Annotated in this window: 12 protein-coding genes; 2 read left to right on the top strand and 10 right to left on the bottom strand. The window is 43.5% G+C overall.

Features of this window, described 5'->3' with window-relative positions:
* Positions 1–139: 139 nt before the first annotated feature.
* The 6 genes from ABIE27_RS08690 to ABIE27_RS08665 form a co-directional block, all read right to left on the bottom strand.
* Positions 140–1582: a 6-phospho-beta-glucosidase gene (locus ABIE27_RS08690; RefSeq protein WP_123065791.1), complete on the bottom strand. Its 1443-nt coding sequence runs from the start codon at positions 1580–1582 to the stop codon at positions 140–142.
* A gap of 67 nt (positions 1583–1649) precedes the next feature.
* Positions 1650–3563: a beta-glucoside-specific PTS transporter subunit IIABC gene (locus tag ABIE27_RS08685; RefSeq protein ID WP_429350337.1), complete on the bottom strand. Its 1914-nt coding sequence runs from the start codon at positions 3561–3563 to the stop codon at positions 1650–1652.
* Between the two features lie 344 nt (positions 3564–3907).
* Positions 3908–4747, bottom strand: a complete 840-nt coding sequence (gene licT, locus ABIE27_RS08680; RefSeq protein ID WP_123065793.1) for a BglG family transcription antiterminator LicT — start codon at positions 4745–4747, stop codon at positions 3908–3910.
* 156 nt (positions 4748–4903) lie between these two features.
* Positions 4904–5209 (bottom strand): hypothetical protein, encoded by a 306-nt coding sequence (locus tag ABIE27_RS08675; RefSeq protein WP_123065794.1) that lies wholly within the window; start codon positions 5207–5209, stop codon positions 4904–4906.
* A gap of 382 nt (positions 5210–5591) precedes the next feature.
* Complete coding sequence (locus tag ABIE27_RS08670) at positions 5592–6680, bottom strand: acyltransferase (RefSeq protein ID WP_123065795.1); 1089 nt, start codon at positions 6678–6680, stop codon at positions 5592–5594.
* 126 nt (positions 6681–6806) lie between these two features.
* A complete protein-coding gene (locus ABIE27_RS08665; RefSeq protein WP_429350336.1) occupies positions 6807–9497 on the bottom strand; it encodes a family 78 glycoside hydrolase catalytic domain in 2691 nt (896 codons plus the stop codon).
* A gap of 137 nt (positions 9498–9634) precedes the next feature.
* Between ABIE27_RS08665 and ABIE27_RS08660 the strand changes: the two genes are divergently transcribed.
* Positions 9635–10516 (top strand): helix-turn-helix domain-containing protein, encoded by an 882-nt coding sequence (locus ABIE27_RS08660; RefSeq protein ID WP_429350335.1) that lies wholly within the window; start codon positions 9635–9637, stop codon positions 10514–10516.
* Positions 10517–10550: 34 nt separating this feature from the next.
* Here the strand turns inward: ABIE27_RS08660 and ABIE27_RS08655 are convergent, their stop codons facing one another.
* The 4 genes from ABIE27_RS08655 to licT (ABIE27_RS08640) all read right to left on the bottom strand — a co-directional run bounded on the left by ABIE27_RS08655 (position 10551) and on the right by licT (ABIE27_RS08640) (position 15696).
* Positions 10551–11123 carry a 5' nucleotidase, NT5C type gene (locus ABIE27_RS08655; protein ID WP_123065798.1) on the bottom strand — a complete coding sequence of 191 codons (573 nt, stop codon included), beginning with the start codon at positions 11121–11123 and terminating at the stop codon, positions 10551–10553.
* Positions 11124–11261: 138 nt separating this feature from the next.
* Positions 11262–12725 carry a glycoside hydrolase family 1 protein gene (locus ABIE27_RS08650; RefSeq protein ID WP_429350334.1) on the bottom strand — a complete coding sequence of 488 codons (1464 nt, stop codon included), beginning with the start codon at positions 12723–12725 and terminating at the stop codon, positions 11262–11264.
* A gap of 16 nt (positions 12726–12741) precedes the next feature.
* Positions 12742–14667 carry a beta-glucoside-specific PTS transporter subunit IIABC gene (locus ABIE27_RS08645; RefSeq protein ID WP_429350333.1) on the bottom strand — a complete coding sequence of 642 codons (1926 nt, stop codon included), beginning with the start codon at positions 14665–14667 and terminating at the stop codon, positions 12742–12744.
* 186 nt (positions 14668–14853) lie between these two features.
* A complete protein-coding gene (gene licT / locus ABIE27_RS08640) occupies positions 14854–15696 on the bottom strand; it encodes a BglG family transcription antiterminator LicT (RefSeq protein WP_123065801.1) in 843 nt (280 codons plus the stop codon).
* A gap of 267 nt (positions 15697–15963) precedes the next feature.
* On the opposite strand from licT (ABIE27_RS08640), the gene ABIE27_RS08635 reads away from it, so the two are divergent.
* A complete protein-coding gene (locus tag ABIE27_RS08635) occupies positions 15964–16980 on the top strand; it encodes a hypothetical protein (protein ID WP_123065802.1) in 1017 nt (338 codons plus the stop codon).
* Positions 16981–16987 lie beyond the last annotated feature (7 nt).

Below are 16987 nucleotides of genomic sequence, written 5' to 3'. Positions count from 1 at the left end.
TATAATAAAACTCATAACACGAGTCAAACGGACGTCAAGCCAATGATTCCTTATCAAACCAAAAACAATCCCGTGCGAACAGGACTGTTCTTGGTCTACTTTGATTTGTAGAATAACTTACTTATATGAGCACCTGAAATCAGAAATATTGTGCTCCATTACTTGCGATAACCTCTTTGTACCAATGGAAGCTTTTCTTTCTTACACGACGAAGTGTTCCGCTTCCATCGTTATTTCTGTCTACATAAATGTAGCCATATCGCTTTTTCATCTCACCCGTGCCTGCGCTAACCAGGTCAATAGGTCCCCAGCTGGTGTAACCGATCAGTTCAACGCCATCCTGAATCGCTTCGGCCATCTCTGCGAAGTGGCTATTCAGATACTCAATACGATAGTCATCTTCAACCGTGTCATCATCCAGCAACACATCGGTTGCACCGAGTCCATTTTCGACAATAAACAACGGTTTGCCGTAGCGATCATGAAGCTGGTTACACGTAATACGAAGCCCTTTGGGGTCAATGGTCCAACCCCATTCGGACGCTTGAAGATACGGATTTTTCACCGATCCAAATACATTGCCTTCGGTGGAGTCCTTCAACACTTCCGGATCAGCACTTGTACAACGGCTTGCATAATAGCTGAAACCAATGTAATCAACCGTATGCTGCTTCAATATTTCGGCATCTTCCGGCTGCATCTCAATACGGATATTATTTTCTCTGAAAAAACGTTTGGTATAACCCGGATACTCTCCTTTGGATTGTACATCGATAAAGAAGAATGATTCCCGGTCTTTATCCATCGCTTTCCACACATCTTCCGGGTGTGAACTATAAGGATATACCGTACCCGCAGCCAGCATACATCCAATCTGTGCACTCGGAATGATCTCGTGACAAGCTTTAACTGCCAACGCACTTGCAACGAGCTCGTGGTGAGCCGCCTGATACAACACCTGCTCTTTGTCCTCGCCTTCCTGAAGTACAATCCCGGCACCGATATAAGGCAGATGAAGCAGCATGTTGATCTCGTTAAACGTCATCCAGTATTTCACTTTATCTTTGTAGCGATTAAACAGTGTTTGGGCATAAGTTTCGAAAAAGCCGACCATCTTGCGGTTTTTCCAGCCACCGTAGTTTTTCACCAAATTCACAGGCACATCAAAGTGACAGATCGTGACAACGGGTTCAATATTGTACTTCAGCAATTCATCAAACACATCGTCATAAAATTGAAGTCCTGCTTCATTTGGCTCTGCATCATCACCATTCGGGAAAATCCGTGCCCAGGCTATTGAAAGCCTGAGGCACTTGAATCCCATTTCGGCAAATAACGCGATATCTTCCTTATACCGATGGTAAAAATCAATCGCATCATGTGAAGGGTAAAATTCTCCTTCTTTTGGTTCAAACGAATCCAGGTTACCCAGCGCAATCGGAAAACGATTGGCTCCAATAGGGATCAGGTCAACGGTCGTTAACCCTTTCCCTCCTTCCAGATAAGCACCTTCCAGCTGATTCGCTGCCGTTGCTCCTCCCCAGAGAAAATCATCGGGGAAGGCCTTCATTTTTCCGTACATTTGAATTGTTCCTCCTATTCATCATAGATAGGCATTTATGATCCGATTCGATCAGTTCAAGCACGTACTAGTTCAGTACTGTCAGCAGTTTATCCTGCTCGTTCACAGTCTGACTTTTAGTAGGGACAACGTCGAGATAACTGGAAGTATTGGTGATGATTACTGGAGTCACGATTTCGTAACCCGCATCTTTAATCGCTTGCAGATCAAACTCCATAATCAGATCACCTGCATTGACACGATCACCATCTTTGACATGCGCAGTAAAGTGTTGGCCTTTCAATTGCACCGTATCTTGACCAATGTGAATCAGCATCTCTACTCCATCATCTGTAACAAGACCAATTGCGTGTTTGGTACGATATACGGTTTGCACAACACCTGTAATCGGGGACACAACTCTACCACTTGTTGGACGAATGGCAATCCCTTTACCCATATGTTCTCCTGCAAACGTAACATCGTTAATTTCTTTCAGTTCAACCACTTCACCAGCCATCGGGCTAACAATTTCATAACGGTTATTCGGGTTAGGATCAAGTACAGGTGCCGGAGCTGGCGCAGCTTCTACTTTTTCTTTGAACCCAACAACGTAAGTCAGGATAAAACCGAGAACGAAAGCAACCAGCGTTGCAACAATTGCCATGTAGAATGAGGAATCCAAACCGGTTTCTTTGTTAATAAAAGTTGGGTAACCGAATACACCAAGTCCACCAATCATATATATTTTTGAACCAGCATATCCTAGAATTCCGCCTCCGATACCACCTGCAATACAGCTCATAATAAATGGTTTTTTCAACGGCAGTGTAACACCGTAAATAGCAGGTTCGGTTACACCGAAAATACCCGAGATAAATGCTGGAATACTAAGTGATTTGATTTTCGCATTTTTGGTTTTGAGCAATACCGCAAGTACTGCACCAATTTGAGCAAATGAAGCCGCGAAGGACATCGCGATAACTGGATCAGCGCCTGATGTACTGAGATTGAGAAGCGCAACCGGAACCAGTCCCCAGTGAAGCCCAAACAATACGAATACCTGCCATAACCCACCGATAATCAATCCCGTAACAATCGGACTTAATTCATAAATGTTGGTTGCTCCAGCACCAATCAACTGTCCTGCCCAAGTAGAGATTGGACCAATAACCAGGAATGTTGCCGGAACAATAACCAGTAAAGTGAAGAATGGTACAAGGAATGTGCTTACTACTTTTGGAATTACGTTTTTGAAGAATCTTTCTAACCTTACAGCTACAAATGTAGCGATAATGATTGGAATAACAGATGAAGAGTACTCCATCAAAATAACGGGCAAACCCAGGAACGTAATGTGAATCGGTGATTCAAACAATGTGCCTGTAAACAAGGTATACAATGGATCGCCTGTTTTAAGCCCGGCTAACGTCGGATACACGAGAGAAGCACCGATGGCCATACCCAGAAATGGGGAACCGCCGAATTTTTTGATTGCCGTATAACCCAGGAAGATCGGGAAGAAATAGAAGAGACAGTCTCCAGTTGCTTTCAGCAGCTGATACGTACCTGAATCCTGCGTGAGCCAGCCGAAGGCCACAAACATCTCGTTGAAACCTTTGATCATCCCCGTTGCTGCCAGCAATCCAAGGAGTGGTGTGAATACACCCGAGATCATATCAATAAATCGACTGAACAATCCCACTTTTTTACCCGAAGTATCCGCAGATTCCTCAACCTGCCCTTCCGTTGGGAAATTACCCGCTTTGACCACTGCTCTATATACATCCGGCACTTCATTGCCGATTACGACCTGATACTGTCCTCCGCTCTGCATGACTGTGATCACACCCGGCAGATTTTTAAGCTCTTCTGTTTTTGCTACGCTTTCATTTTTCAGTTTAAACCGCAATCTCGTTACGCAATGGAATACACTGTTTACGTTCTCAGGTCCACCAACCCGTGACAGAATGTCTTTTGCTAATTGATCGTAGTTGCTCATTGTCATTCTTCCTCTCTAAGTAGACTCCCCATGCTTGTGAAACAAAGAAAACCTGAACTACTGAACAATCACAACGTACCGGAAATCCGGAAATCAGTCATGTTATTCAGCAATTCAGGTTTTGCCCTTAACGGTTGCAACCCTGTAAGGCTGTACACATTGATATTTGATTATTTTTGCTTGGCAAGCACATCGATTCATTCCTAAATCTTACGGCCCGGAATTGCCTGATTTAACAGTAACAATCCGTTTGGATAATGTATGCGCTTACTTCTTGAGATCATCATAGTACATCCGGCCTATGTTTGCAAGCACTTTTTTTATTTATTTGTTAAAGCACATGATTATTCAGAAGTTGCATTGACCACTCGCTCTATATGAATGGTTAAATACATCATTTCTTCGTCAGTTAGTTGATAGGTGTAGTTATTTTCAATAAATTTTTTGATTTTAACAGAGCACTTGTGTGCATCCGGGTATTTTTTCTGAATCATCTGGAATAGCTCATCATCATTGTTGCTCTTGTAATGCTTCCCTTTCACCATCCGCTGCGCGAAGTACTTCAGGTGCGTAACAAAACGGGTGTAGTTCAAGGCATTCTCATCAAAGTCTATTTTGAAGTGATATTTGATCACGGTCAGAATCTCCTGCATCACCTGCGTCATGCTACGTATATTAGGCATCTCTTCGTTAAGCGCTGCGTTCACAAAATGCAATGCCATAAATCCGGCCTCATCTTCCGGCAAAAGCACTCCAAATTGATCACAGATCATATTTAACGCTTCAAGCCCTACTTCATACTCGTCTTTATATAACTGTTTGGTCTCCCATAACAACCCATTCCGAATCGGAAGATTGTTGCGGTACCGCTCAATGGCAAAATGAATATGATCTGTGAGATGCAGATAGATACTCTCATTTAACTTTTTACCAAGCTTCAGCTTGGCATACGCGATAATTTCTTCGGAGACTTTCATATATTCAAGTGGAATGCTGGCAATTAATGCCTTGAAGTTTTCCTGAATATCTTCATTCTGTAAAGTAAAGATCTTGTCAACATGCTGGTCAGAGATCAGATCACCCGCCTTTTTTTGAAAAGCGATACCTCTACCAATAACAATAACTTCCTGTTCATCTTTGATGGCGACTACCGCATTATTGTTTAACACCTTCTCGATTCTCACTTCATCACTCCAATATACAGAAAAAGGCAAACCATACCTGCGCCTTGAGGTTACTGGACATGCCCTTATCTCTTCAATGTGAACTATATGTGCGTTCATGGTATTACATTTCACTGTTTTATGCAACTAGAAAACGCTAACATCCTCTGATTGGGATTATGTTTTTTTATTTTTGTTGTCCCGTTCCAATTCCGCTTCAATCTTCCGATTAATAACCTCCATTCTCTCGGATGAGATTCGATCTATATCTTTGTATTCCTGATCTGCCTCGTAATCTTCTGACTCTTCCCTGTTCATTAATTTCAAATGATTTTTGATCGTCCGTATATCTTCGCGTATATACATCGTCTGCCTGTATTGATCAACAACAACAGCAAAGATGATCCCTCCGACAATGATGGGTCCGAAAGGAAACAAAAAACATAAAACAACACCAACTAACAAAAGCATTAAAAAGTACACCTTTTTCCTCCTGTATAAAAGATTATTTCAGTCGTTGCATGAAGATTGTCAAGCATAATTGTCACATGTATAAAACTACAAATCAAAATGCCGCTGGATCAATTGCGCCGTTTGCTCCAACGGTCTTCTCCCAACGGCTTGCGGTCCAAAATAATAACCAGGTCAATAAGTATTTCCCTACTATAATGTAATTCTGTGTGAGCTTTGTCACAGCAATCAGTTCATATTTGCGCTATTTATTCCATAAATTTCATTTAGGCATATTCCATCATCATAACCTTTTTGAGGTGAATAAAAAAGAGATTTCCAAAAACCCTATGAAAAGGGCTTGAAATCTCTTTGTATTTGTTCACATCTTTTTAAGAAAATAATGAAATTATAATTACCGTCCGATGAGAACCCATCCCCATTTTAATCGACGCAGACCCATAGCACAGAGCCAGGAGAATAACAATGCCGCAATGTAAGATAACACAATGCCAAGACTGAAGTGACGGGCAAGATCATCGGTAAGCTCGCGTCTCCAGAATAGTAAAACCAAAGGATGAATTAAAAAGATGCCAAATGCCAAGGTTCCCAAAGAATCCATAAATCGAGATACTTTATATTCCTTACGTCGTTCTCTTGTACCTACTCTTTCACTCAGAATCAGGAGCATCAAACAAGCAGAAAGTATAAATATATTTCGAATAAGAAACAGCAATACATAGGTCACAATCGGCCATTCTAGCAGTGTTGTTTTAATCGTTCCGGTGGCATACAAGGAAATCGCTGCTCCACATATAAGTGCGACCATCAGTGCATAACGGTAATGAAGCATTTTTTTCATCGCCCATTCGAAGTTCAGGCCGATCCAGGCTCCAAACCCAATCACAATAAGATAACTCGGAAGCAAACTGCCTGTTCGCTCAAAGTGAAATTTCAAGTGCAAGGCATAGAACAGTGCTTGACCCGCTATAAAGTATAAAGGCATATAGCGTCTAAACCAAGGCTGTTTTGTCAAGGAAATTAACCAAGGAAAAACAATGTAAAATTGAAGAATAATCAAAAAAAAGTATAAATGAGTATGTGCCGTTCCTTGTACCAGCTGTTTGACAAGCTGCATACTGCTCTCCAGTGGTTCTTTGCCAGCCAACCACTTTTTGATGACAAAATAGATTAGAGACCAGGCGACATACGGTACAAATATATAAAATATTCGCTTCTTGTAAAAAGAAGTCATCCAGCCCTTCTCATTCAGCTTGGCGCTGTAGTTATAAAACAAAACCAGCGAAGATAAAAACAAAAATGCCGGTACGGCAAATTGCAAAAAGGTATTCCAAAAGTAAAACAGATCATGATCAAACGTGTTTTTAGGATAATGCGCAACAGCTGTTGATGTCGCATGAATAGCTACAACTGCCATAATCGCGATAGCACGATAGAGATCCAGATATTCTATGCGCCGGGGGCGATTAGCCGGTGGACTCATACATATAACCTCACTTGTGTCTTAAAATAGAAAGATAGTCTCCGGCAATCCAGATTCCAAATCTTATTTTAATCAGCTAGCGAGGAGATTACAATCTTAATTTGGAATATATTCAGTAAACAAGGTTTAGCTACATTCACTATCTTCATTCATCAACTTGTAGGTGAATCGATATTTCCCAGAGCCTAAAGTCATAGCCACATCTGTGCCCGGACTGTTCAAAAATTGAAATTCAGCAGATTGATGAATCAGACTGCCGTTCTCCCTAATCGTTTGACGATCGGCATTCGGCAGATGTATCTCTGCTCTCGTATTGGCAGGAATCTGAACACAGAGTTCCATTTCCCCATGTGTCTGTTGACGCCAGCTAGACTTCACTTGGCCATACATACTCTCAAAACTCGCATCTGCCCATTCCAGTCCCGGACCTGGATATGGCTTGATATGAACCCTCTTAAATCCGGGCTGCTTTTCATCTGGCTGAATGCCTGCCACGTAACGATACAACCATTCTCCTATAGCACCATATGCATAATGATTAAACGAGTTCATATCAGCACTCCACAGGCTCCCATCCTCCCTCATGCCATCCCAATGCTCCCACACCGTTGTGGCTCCCTGCGTCACTTGGTATAGCCAGGACGGATAATCCTCCTGCAACAATAATTCATAGGCTAGATCATTCCTGCCCATATCACTTAGTACCGGATTCAAATAAGGCGTTCCTACAAAGCCGGTTGTAAGATGATTTTGTGTTTCTTTCAATAGTTCAGTCAATTGCATAGCAGCACGAGTACAGGCTGATATCTCCAGCAGATCAAACTGCAAGGCAAGCACATGCGCTGTTTGCGTTGGAACCGCTAGTCTGCCTGCAGGAGTGACATATTCATCTTGGAATGCCTTGACAATATTTCGATGCAGCTCATCATAATACGTAACATCTTCCAATTTACCTAGTGCAGCCGCAGCTTTACGAGTCAATGAAACGGAGTATGCATAAAATGCAGTCGCAACATAATGGATGTCCGTCGCCCCAACGTAACTGCCTGGTTTGGAATCCAGTGCAAGCCAGTCCCCGAAGTGAAACCCTGTATTCCAGAGGAAGGCATTCTCTCCCTGATCATAGATATATGCAATCCATCTCTGCATACTTTCATATTGATCCTCGAGCAGTCGCATGTCCCCATACATTTCGTACATGACCCATGGACAGATCACCGCCGCATCTCCCCAGGCAGATGAGGAATGACTTGTATCTCCCCAGCCTTCGGAGATCAAGCTTCTCAGGTCTGGGACAAAAAACGGCACTCCCCCATCTTCTCCTTGCTCCGCTCGCAAATCCCGAAGCCACTTCGTAAAAAAGGGAGCTGTATTCATCAGATAAGCGGAGGTTCTGATGAACATCTGTGCATCCCCTGTCCATCCCAGCCGCTCATCCCGCTGCGGACAATCCGTGGGTACGTCAACAAAGTTCCCTTTTTGTCCCCATAAAATATTGTGATGGAGTTGATTAACCAACGGGCTGGAGCAAGAGAAGTGGCCTGTACGTTCCATGCTGGAATGAAGGACAACTCCCGTAAACTGATCTAAAACAACCTCTTCCGGGAAACCAATTAATTTCACATAACGGAATCCTTGAAATGTAAAATGAGGCTCATATGTCTCCATCCCTTCTCCTTTGAGGGTGTAATGTATCCTTTGTTTCGCAGCACGAAGATTATCGATATAAAAATTCCCCTTGTGATCCAGAATTTCGGCATGGTGTAGTTCAACCGTCTGCCCTGCATCCCCCTCAATGCTGAATCTCACCCAGCCTACCATGTTCTGTCCCATATCCAGTACGCGATCTCCTTGCGGTGTTGTCAGCAAAGCTACGGGCTGAAGTTGCTCCATCTGCTTGACAGGTACATTTTCTTGCGCGACGATGATGTCCTTCGGATAGGAAAGGACTTGAGCGGGTAACCATGCACCTTGAGATTGATCTCCCCAGTCGCTCTCCATACGCGCATCATAGGTCTCCCCCATATAAATATCTGACATGCGAATGGCACTTGGTGCAGCAGACCACTCTTCATTCGACCCGATGATCTCTTCCGAGCCATCAACATATCGAATATGAAGCTCCAGCAGTAAAGCAGATGTAGAACCGAAAATCTCTCGTTCTTTATTCCAACCAAGATGCCCCAGGTACCAGCCATCTCCAAGATAGGCTCCAAGTACATTTTGTCCAGCCTTAAGCTGATGGGTCACCTCATAAGTCTGATATTGCAAACGCTTACTATAAGTCGTCCAACCTGGCGTAAAATAATCCTCACCTACCCGAGTATGATTCAGATGTAACTCGTACATGCCAAGTGCCGTAGCATAAATGGTTGCACGGAGAACAGGTTTCACAATCTCAAAGTATCTTCTCATGCGTGGACAGGATGAATCAGGTTCACCAGGTATGCTGGCTGTAATCCACTTTCCGGTCCAATCGGTGCTGAGTTCCATGCGTCCCATCTCGAAATAAGCGGCTTCAGACCACCCTGAGGACTCTTCAAATGCATCCCGAACCTGAACCCGGTAAAAATACCGCGTTCGAGCAGCAGGTTGAAAACCTTCAAGCTCGACATGAACAGACTGATCTGATTTCAGCTCTTGTGTATCCCATATGATAACTGCAAAATCGGGTGTATGAGATAGCTGAACCTGATAAGTCGACTGTATACAGTTCCGACGATCTGATTCCAGCTTCCAGCTCAGTCGGGGTGACCTGACATCCAAACCAATTGGATTCAACCGATATTCACACCGAAGGTCACTGATCTTTAACATGTTGTGCTCATCCTCTCCATCATGGCTTCCCTTGGCAGGTTACGATATAATTATATCGATTCCAGGGTGTGAATTATCCGGTAAAACGGACTATTTCACCCCCCGATACAGCCATCTGTGGGAAGGAGAAACTGTATATGAAAAGGTCTGTAGAATTATTGAAAAGCGAGGCATTCCTGAACCGTCCACTACAGTTATTCGTTAATCGCTGTTTTGAGAACTTTATGATGCCTTTTCACACCCATGATTTCGTTGAGTACAGCTATGTTGCTGAAGGTAGAGGGTTTCACCACATCGGTGAAGATACCGTCCCTGTCAACAAGGGCATGTTATTTGTCATTCCTATCGGAATTCCTCACGTCTTCCGACCAGTGAGTACGGATGCAACAAAAGCACCCCTGATCATCTATAACTGCTTGTTTAACGCCGAATTAATACAAGCTTTGAAACATTTTCTTCGGGATGAGGACATCGTACAACATCTGATGGACCTTGAGCAAAATCGGCAGCAGTATATCTCCGTTACAGATCATTCCGGCCGTTTGGAAGAATTAATGTTACAGTTATACCGTGAATTCTCCGTTCCCGGGCCAGGTTCACTTGCGATGTTAGACACGCTGGTTAGCCAATTGATTATCATGACTTACAGACAGGATCAACAGATGAAGTGTGTGGACTCCACTCCACATCAACCCATGTTTCATGACATGGAATCCATCCTTCATTACCTCAGGCAGCATCTTGGCGAACGTATCCTCATGAAAGATTTGGTTCAGTTATCCCGGTGGAGTGAGAAAAAGATTGGAAGAATGTTCGTTCGTTATACCGGACAGACATTTAGATCCTATGTACAACATCTACGCATTCAAAGAAGTTGTGAGCTGTTAAAGCGATCCGGCCATAAAGTGGGTATCATTGCTGAAATGGTTGGCTATCAGGATATGGATTCCTTTCATGCTGCCTTCAAAAAAATAACGGGTGATACCCCGCTATCCTATCGCAAAAAATCCAGAGTATAACTTCTGCTCTGGATTACGGTAGTATGGTTAAATGTTAAATATGAAGACCTAAGGGCAGCAACATCTCATCTATGTACAGCTTCGCACCTTTCCAGGACGACATCTGGGGAAAGCCGTATTGCTCACGTTGTTGTCTGTTCCACGGATGCGGGATACAGATGACTTTCCGTCCACCTTCAAAAGCCGGAATCAGATTATGAGGCCCGTCATCGATTAAAAGGTCGAATGTGAGCAAGTTTTTGCGTTTGCACGTTATGAATTGTTCCAGTTTAATAAACGGCATATGCATCTGCAGCCACTTCCACTTCTCCAATACCGTCTTAGGCTCTGCTGCCGTAACGATAAGAAGATCATACGCATCGTTTAACTTCCGCATCTCTTCCACCACATACTCATCATATAACTCCAGTTCCTCGAACAATCCGGGTCGCCCGTAAAACACCTCATGGGTACTATCCGGGTGACGCAAGTGAGTGGTGTCCCAATCTACCATATCTTCATAATGAAGCAGATGAGTTGGAAAGCTCTTGTTGTTATGATAAATGGCCCGTTTAACTAGTTGACAGATCGTGTCATCCATATCTACCGCAATAATCGGTTTTCTCATCTTCATTCCTCCCTGATACGAACACAGTATATCATCTCATCCGGGATGCAGTCATTCTTTTTACATGTGAGTAAAATAAAAAGACTTTGCTCCGAGGTAAACAACCGCGAAGCAAAGCCTGTTACGTTCGTTCTTGTATCAATCCAAATCCTTGCCGTTTGAAGCGATCACTTTTTGATACCAGTCGAAGCTTTTTTTCTTGAAACGATTCAATGTCCCTTGTCCGTTATCATCCTGATCCACATAGATTACACCGTACCTTTTGGACATTTCCGAGGTAGATGCGCTGATAATATCAATAGCTCCCCAGTTTGTATATCCCATTAGATCCACACCGTCCATGACCGCTTCCTTCATTTGTGTAATGTGTTTACGGAGGTAGTCAATCCGGTAATCATCCTGAATGGAGCCGTCTTCCTCGACCTTATCTTTCGCGCCGAGTCCATTTTCCACCACAAACAAAGGCAGCTGATAACGATCATACAGCTCTTTCAGTGCAATACGCAGCCCAACCGGATCAAGCTGCCAGCCCCATTCCGTGCGCTCCAGATTCGGGTTTTTGATCGTACTGTATAGATTTCCGCCTGTAACACCGTAATCCTCAGGATTCACCGCGGACACCAGGGAAGTATAATAACTAAATGATATAAAATCTACCGTATGCTTACGCAGTATTTGCTCGTCTCCAGGCTCCATGATCACGTTAATTCCATGATCTGACCAGTAACGAGTCATAAACGACGGATAACTCCCGCGAACTTGTACATCGGTATGCAACAGGTTGAGTTGATTGTCGATTTGAGCTTGCAGTACATCTTCCGGATTGGACGTCGCCGGGTAATGGATCATACGAGCCAGCATACATCCAATCTGGAACTCTGGGTTAATCTGACGTGCTCTCTCGGTCACCAAACTACTGGCTACAAACTGATGATGAAGCGCCTGATAGGACGCCTGCATAACGTTATCCACCCGATCCTCAATGATGCCTCCACCTGTAAACGGCTCAATAATCGTGGTATTGATCTCATTGAACGTCAGCCAGTATTTTACCTTCTCCTTGTACCTTGTCATGACCGTTTCTGCATATCTCACAAAATGTTCAATAACCTCACGGCCTGCCCAACCGTTATATTTCAGTACAAGTGACATCGGCATCTCGTAATGAGAGAGGGTTACCAACGGCTCAATATTGTATTTCCGAAGCTCATCAAACACCTCGTCATAAAAACGAAGTCCTTCTTCGTTTGGCTGTTCATCATAACCGTTCGGGAAAATACGTGGCCAGTTAATAGAAAGTCGGAACGTTTTGAACCCAAGTTCGGCAAACAAGGCTATATCTTCTCTGAAACGATGATAAAAATCAACGCCGTACCGTTTCGGATACCCTTCCGAACTGTAATGTGCCATTGCCTTCTCGACCTTGTCAGTGGTCACATGCATCAACTCTCGCAAATTGGTATAGTCCTTCTTCTCAAAATAAGGAACCATGTCGGCCGTAGACCAGCCTTTACCACCCACATCAAATGCGCCTTCAGCCTGGTTGGCAGCGATCGCGCCGCCCCATAAGAACCCTTCGGAAAACCCTTGTCGATTGTTCATATTGATCTCTCCTTGTTCACAGCTTCGCCTTCAATACGTTCTCACCCATTTGGATATTTCCCAGTTGTATAGGGGTAATCTCTTTATAATCGGCCGTATTAGTCACAACCATAGCGGTTGTTATGTCATATTCCTTCGCAATCTCATCCAGTTCAAAGGTTAGCAATAGATCACCAGCCTGTACGCGTGTCCCTGCTAACACATGCGAATCAAAATATCGTCCACGCAGCTTCACTGTGTTGATCCCAACATGAATAAGCAGCTCCATACCCTCATCACTGCGGACAACAATGGCATGTTTGGTTTTGAAAACATTCATCACCGTGCCCGTAACCGGGGACACCAGTTCACCCAAGGTAGGAACAAACGCCACACCCTTGCCCATCAATTCATCACCAAAGGTCGGATCATTTACTTCTTGCAGCGGGATAGCTCTGCCTGTCATCGGAGCATAAGCTATGGCATCCCCCGTTGGTGCAGGGGCACCAGGATCCTCCATGTTGACGGGTGCTTCAATCTTAACTGCCTTATCTGTTGTCACATTAGCGTTAGTGGCACCTGGAGCAAATTTGGCCAGTGCCTCAGCGTCCCCCTCCTCTTCTTTGATCCCGAACAGGATCGATACAATCGTACCTACAACAAACGCGATAATCATGCCTCCGAAGGAATACAGGAAGGTCTGTCCAACAAGAGACGGCAACCCAGGAAGTCCGCCATTACCCGCGAGTACATAGGCTTTAGCGCCGAATGCCAAGGCGAAACCGCCACCTACTGCACTACCGATCATCGCAGCGGCAAATGGCTTTTTATATTTCATGTTAACCCCGTACATCGCCGGTTCGGTTACACCCATCAGAGCCGTGAAACTCGTGGACAGAGCAACGGTTTTAAGTTTTTTATCATTAGCACGGAAGAACACACCGAGTGTTGCACCAGCCTGACCCATGTTTGAAATAAATGTTAGCGGCAGGAATTTGTCAAAACCGAGTGTAGCAATATTACTGAGAATAATCGGCACAAGTGCGTAGTGCATACCTGTCATGATAATCAGTGCCATGGCACCGCCCAGTACGATACCAGCGATCAAGCCACCTTCGTTCAATAGCCAGTTAATCCCACCGGACAAACCGTTACCAACAAATGTACCCAATGGTCCAATCGCAATCAATGTGACTGGAACCATCACCAGGAGCGTAATCAGTGGCACAAGCAAAAGCTTGAGCGCTGCAGGGATGATCCGATCCACCCATTTTTCAACATAAGACATCAACCATACCGCCAGCAAAATCGGAATAACCGATGAAGCATAGCTTACTGCTGTGACTGGAATACCTAGAAACGCCACCGCTTCTCCGCTGGAGAGCAAGGCCCCCATGTCGGGATACATCAAGGCTGTACCCAGTGCAATCGCTACAAATGGATTACTGCCAAACTTGCGGGCAGCGCTGACTGCAATCAGCAGTGGCAAGTAATGGAACACACCATCACCAATCGCGGACAGAATGCGATACGTATCTGTTCCCGCGGACATCCACTCCAGCGAAACAAACAGGGCAAGTAACCCCTTTAGCATACCCGCTGCTGTAATGGCCGGAAGCATCGGAGCAAATACACCTGCAATCGTTTCAAAGATGCTCAAGATCACATTTTTACTTTTTTCCGGTTTGGCCTGCTTATTGTCTGCGTTTTGCTGAATGGACGGTTCTTCCTTTACCATCGCATCAAATACTTTGGATACATCATTACCGATGATGACTTGGAACTGATCTCCCGAAATGTTGGTGCCCATTACTTTATCCAGCTGTTTTAAAGCGCCGCTGTCGACGTTGTCATTGCTTTTCAGATCAAAGCGCAGCCTTGTAACACAGTGATACACCGAGTTGATATTGTCTTTTCCACCAACGGCTTTGATGATCTGCTGTGCCGTGTCTTGATGTTTCATCTGATTTCCTCCTCATTTTTCCCATAAAAAATACCCGAACAAAACTACGCAGATGTACCTGCGTACCTTCATTCGGGTATTGCCTGATTAAACAGTAACAAGCCCATTGAATATGAAAATGTATTATGTGATACATAACCTGAAATCAATTGCATGAAGGTGCTCACGCTAACATTTTGGAAAACGTTACGCTTCCCGTTTTGTCTTCATCAAGCGCTCTAGATGCAATGTCAGGTACAGTTGCTCCGAGTGAGTCATATCGTACTGATAGTTTTTATGGATAAACGTCTCGACCTTGCCGATACACTTGAACGTCTCCGGATAGTTTTTCCTTACCACCTCATACAGATACTCTTCCGCATCATCATGAGTTGAATGAGTAATGACTCGCTGACAGAAGTATTTCAGATGTGTGATAAACCGGAAATAGTTCACGCCATCCTCATCCAATTCGACGTTGAAGTGATATTTGATAATGTTCATAATCTCCTGCAACAACTGCATCAGATGCGTGACATCATTCATCGAATCGTTGACTTCTGCATTAATGAAATGCAGCGCAATATTGCAGATTTCGTCTTTCGGGAATTCGATATCCAGTCGTTCTTTGAGCAAAGTGAGCGCTTCTCTGGCCACATCATACTCTGCCTTATAGAAATGCTGCACTTCCCACGAAAGTGGATTACGTGTAATCATTCCCTTTTCCAACCGCTGAACAGCAAAATGAATATGATCGGATAAGGAGACATATATCCCGTCACTGATCGTTTTACTCAGCTGTGTTCGTGCCAGCGTCACGATATCATCGGTTACCTGCAGAATTTCAATCGGCACTTCAGCGACGATGGATTTGAACTTTTCATATATCGATGTATCCTGAAGACGAAACACCTTTTCAATTCGCTCTTCGTCAATCTCATCGCCAGCTTTGAACTTAAATCCGATACCCCGGCCGAGGATCAGCAATTCTTTATTTTTATCATCTACCGTGCTGACGATGTTGTTATTAAATATCTGTTTGATAATCATAATGGACCCACCTGGTTTTTTTTGAGACATAAAAAAGGGCAAAACCAAAATAGAAATAATAAAATCATTTCCATTGTGGTTTTGCCCGCTTTACCGGTAACAAGCCTCGCAAATAGTCTAGCATAAGCTGAAAACGGTGTCAACTACAGGCATAAGGTAAAAATTTAGAGTATGCAACATTTTCCTTTTCATCCACGTTAATAGTGTATCCAACTATAAATATCTAATGCAATCACAATTACATTTACGTAACAGGAGGAATAATCATTGAAAAAATTAGTCTCGATCACCGCAGCTATCACTTCTATGTCACTATTATTATCCATAGCTCCCGCCGCTTGGGCAGAATCAAGTCCTACTTCCGTGGTTCAGGATGTTTCAAATACGCTGAATCTGGATCAAAAAGTGACTAAACAATTAACCGACGCCATCACAGCATTGACTGGAAAACGAACCGTTCAATTCACATCTGCAGACACTGCATTTGATGATTGGGTTGTTAATAGCACGTTAACTGGCACAGCCGAGGCTGATATCACTCAAAATTATAATTCCAAAAAGGAAAAAGTTACTTCTACCCTAATCAATTATAAAGCCGATGATCTTAACAAAGTATTGGATCAAGCTTTATACAACAAAATACAAGTGTTCCTAAAATCGTTTGATAAAGACAACAAATTCAAAGCGGATGCCTTCTGGCGAGTTAAACAAGATGTAAACGACAGCGGACTCAAAAACTACTGGGTGATCTGGGGACATGACCAAAGTTTATACGTCGATGTGGATCATAACAACCAATTATCAGCAAGTATTCTTTATGACCTTAAGGATGCACGGGCTACACTTACAAACAAAGCCCGAAACACACTCAAAATACTTGGCATTACATCCATTAAGGCATTTGATTATTCATTGCTTACCCAAAAAAACAAAGATACACTCTGGGTATATCAAGATGACAGTAGTATAAACTCTGTACACATTGGAAGTAACACTGGAAAAGTGTGGAAGGTAATCAATCAATTCGGCACGGACTGGAACAATGATGCTGATTTTAAGAAGTCTTTTGCTAAGCCTAAGCTGAGTAAAAAGAAAGCCCTCTCCGCCGCAGCGCCAAAAGTAAAATCGATCTTTGGCCTGAATTTAAAAGGATACAGCGTTCGTATTCAAGATAACCAATACACCTTTACGAAAAAAGGAGCCACTACTCTCATCGGTAAAATCAATAAAAAAGGTGCCTTTTATTCTTTTGAAGCTATTCCCGTAAATGGAGTACGAAACTAAATGTACG

It is taken from the genome of Paenibacillus sp. 4624 (genome assembly GCF_050435065.1).
In the GTDB taxonomy this organism is placed as follows: domain Bacteria; phylum Bacillota; class Bacilli; order Paenibacillales; family Paenibacillaceae; genus Paenibacillus; species Paenibacillus amylolyticus_D.
Note: the sequence above shows the minus strand (reverse complement) of the source record. Positions and strands in the feature narration are given on the sequence as shown.

Excerpts from the sequence above, each read along its gene's own strand:
- ABIE27_RS08685 (WP_429350337.1), bottom strand. The coding sequence starts at position 3,563 with ATGAGCAACTACGATCAATTAGCAAAAGACATTCTGTCACGGGTTGGT.
- ABIE27_RS08655 (WP_123065798.1), bottom strand. The coding sequence starts at position 11,123 with ATGAGAAAACCGATTATTGCGGTAGATATGGATGACACGATCTGTCAA.
- ABIE27_RS08690 (WP_123065791.1), bottom strand. The coding sequence starts at position 1,582 with ATGTACGGAAAAATGAAGGCCTTCCCCGATGATTTTCTCTGGGGAGGA.
- ABIE27_RS08660 (WP_429350335.1), top strand. The coding sequence starts at position 9,635 with ATGAAAAGGTCTGTAGAATTATTGAAAAGCGAGGCATTCCTGAACCGT.
- ABIE27_RS08670 (WP_123065795.1), bottom strand. The coding sequence starts at position 6,680 with ATGAGTCCACCGGCTAATCGCCCCCGGCGCATAGAATATCTGGATCTC.
- ABIE27_RS08645 (WP_429350333.1), bottom strand. The coding sequence starts at position 14,667 with ATGAAACATCAAGACACGGCACAGCAGATCATCAAAGCCGTTGGTGGA.
- licT (WP_123065801.1), bottom strand. The coding sequence starts at position 15,696 with ATGATTATCAAACAGATATTTAATAACAACATCGTCAGCACGGTAGAT.
- ABIE27_RS08665 (WP_429350336.1), bottom strand. The coding sequence starts at position 9,497 with ATGTTAAAGATCAGTGACCTTCGGTGTGAATATCGGTTGAATCCAATT.
- ABIE27_RS08650 (WP_429350334.1), bottom strand. The coding sequence starts at position 12,725 with ATGAACAATCGACAAGGGTTTTCCGAAGGGTTCTTATGGGGCGGCGCG.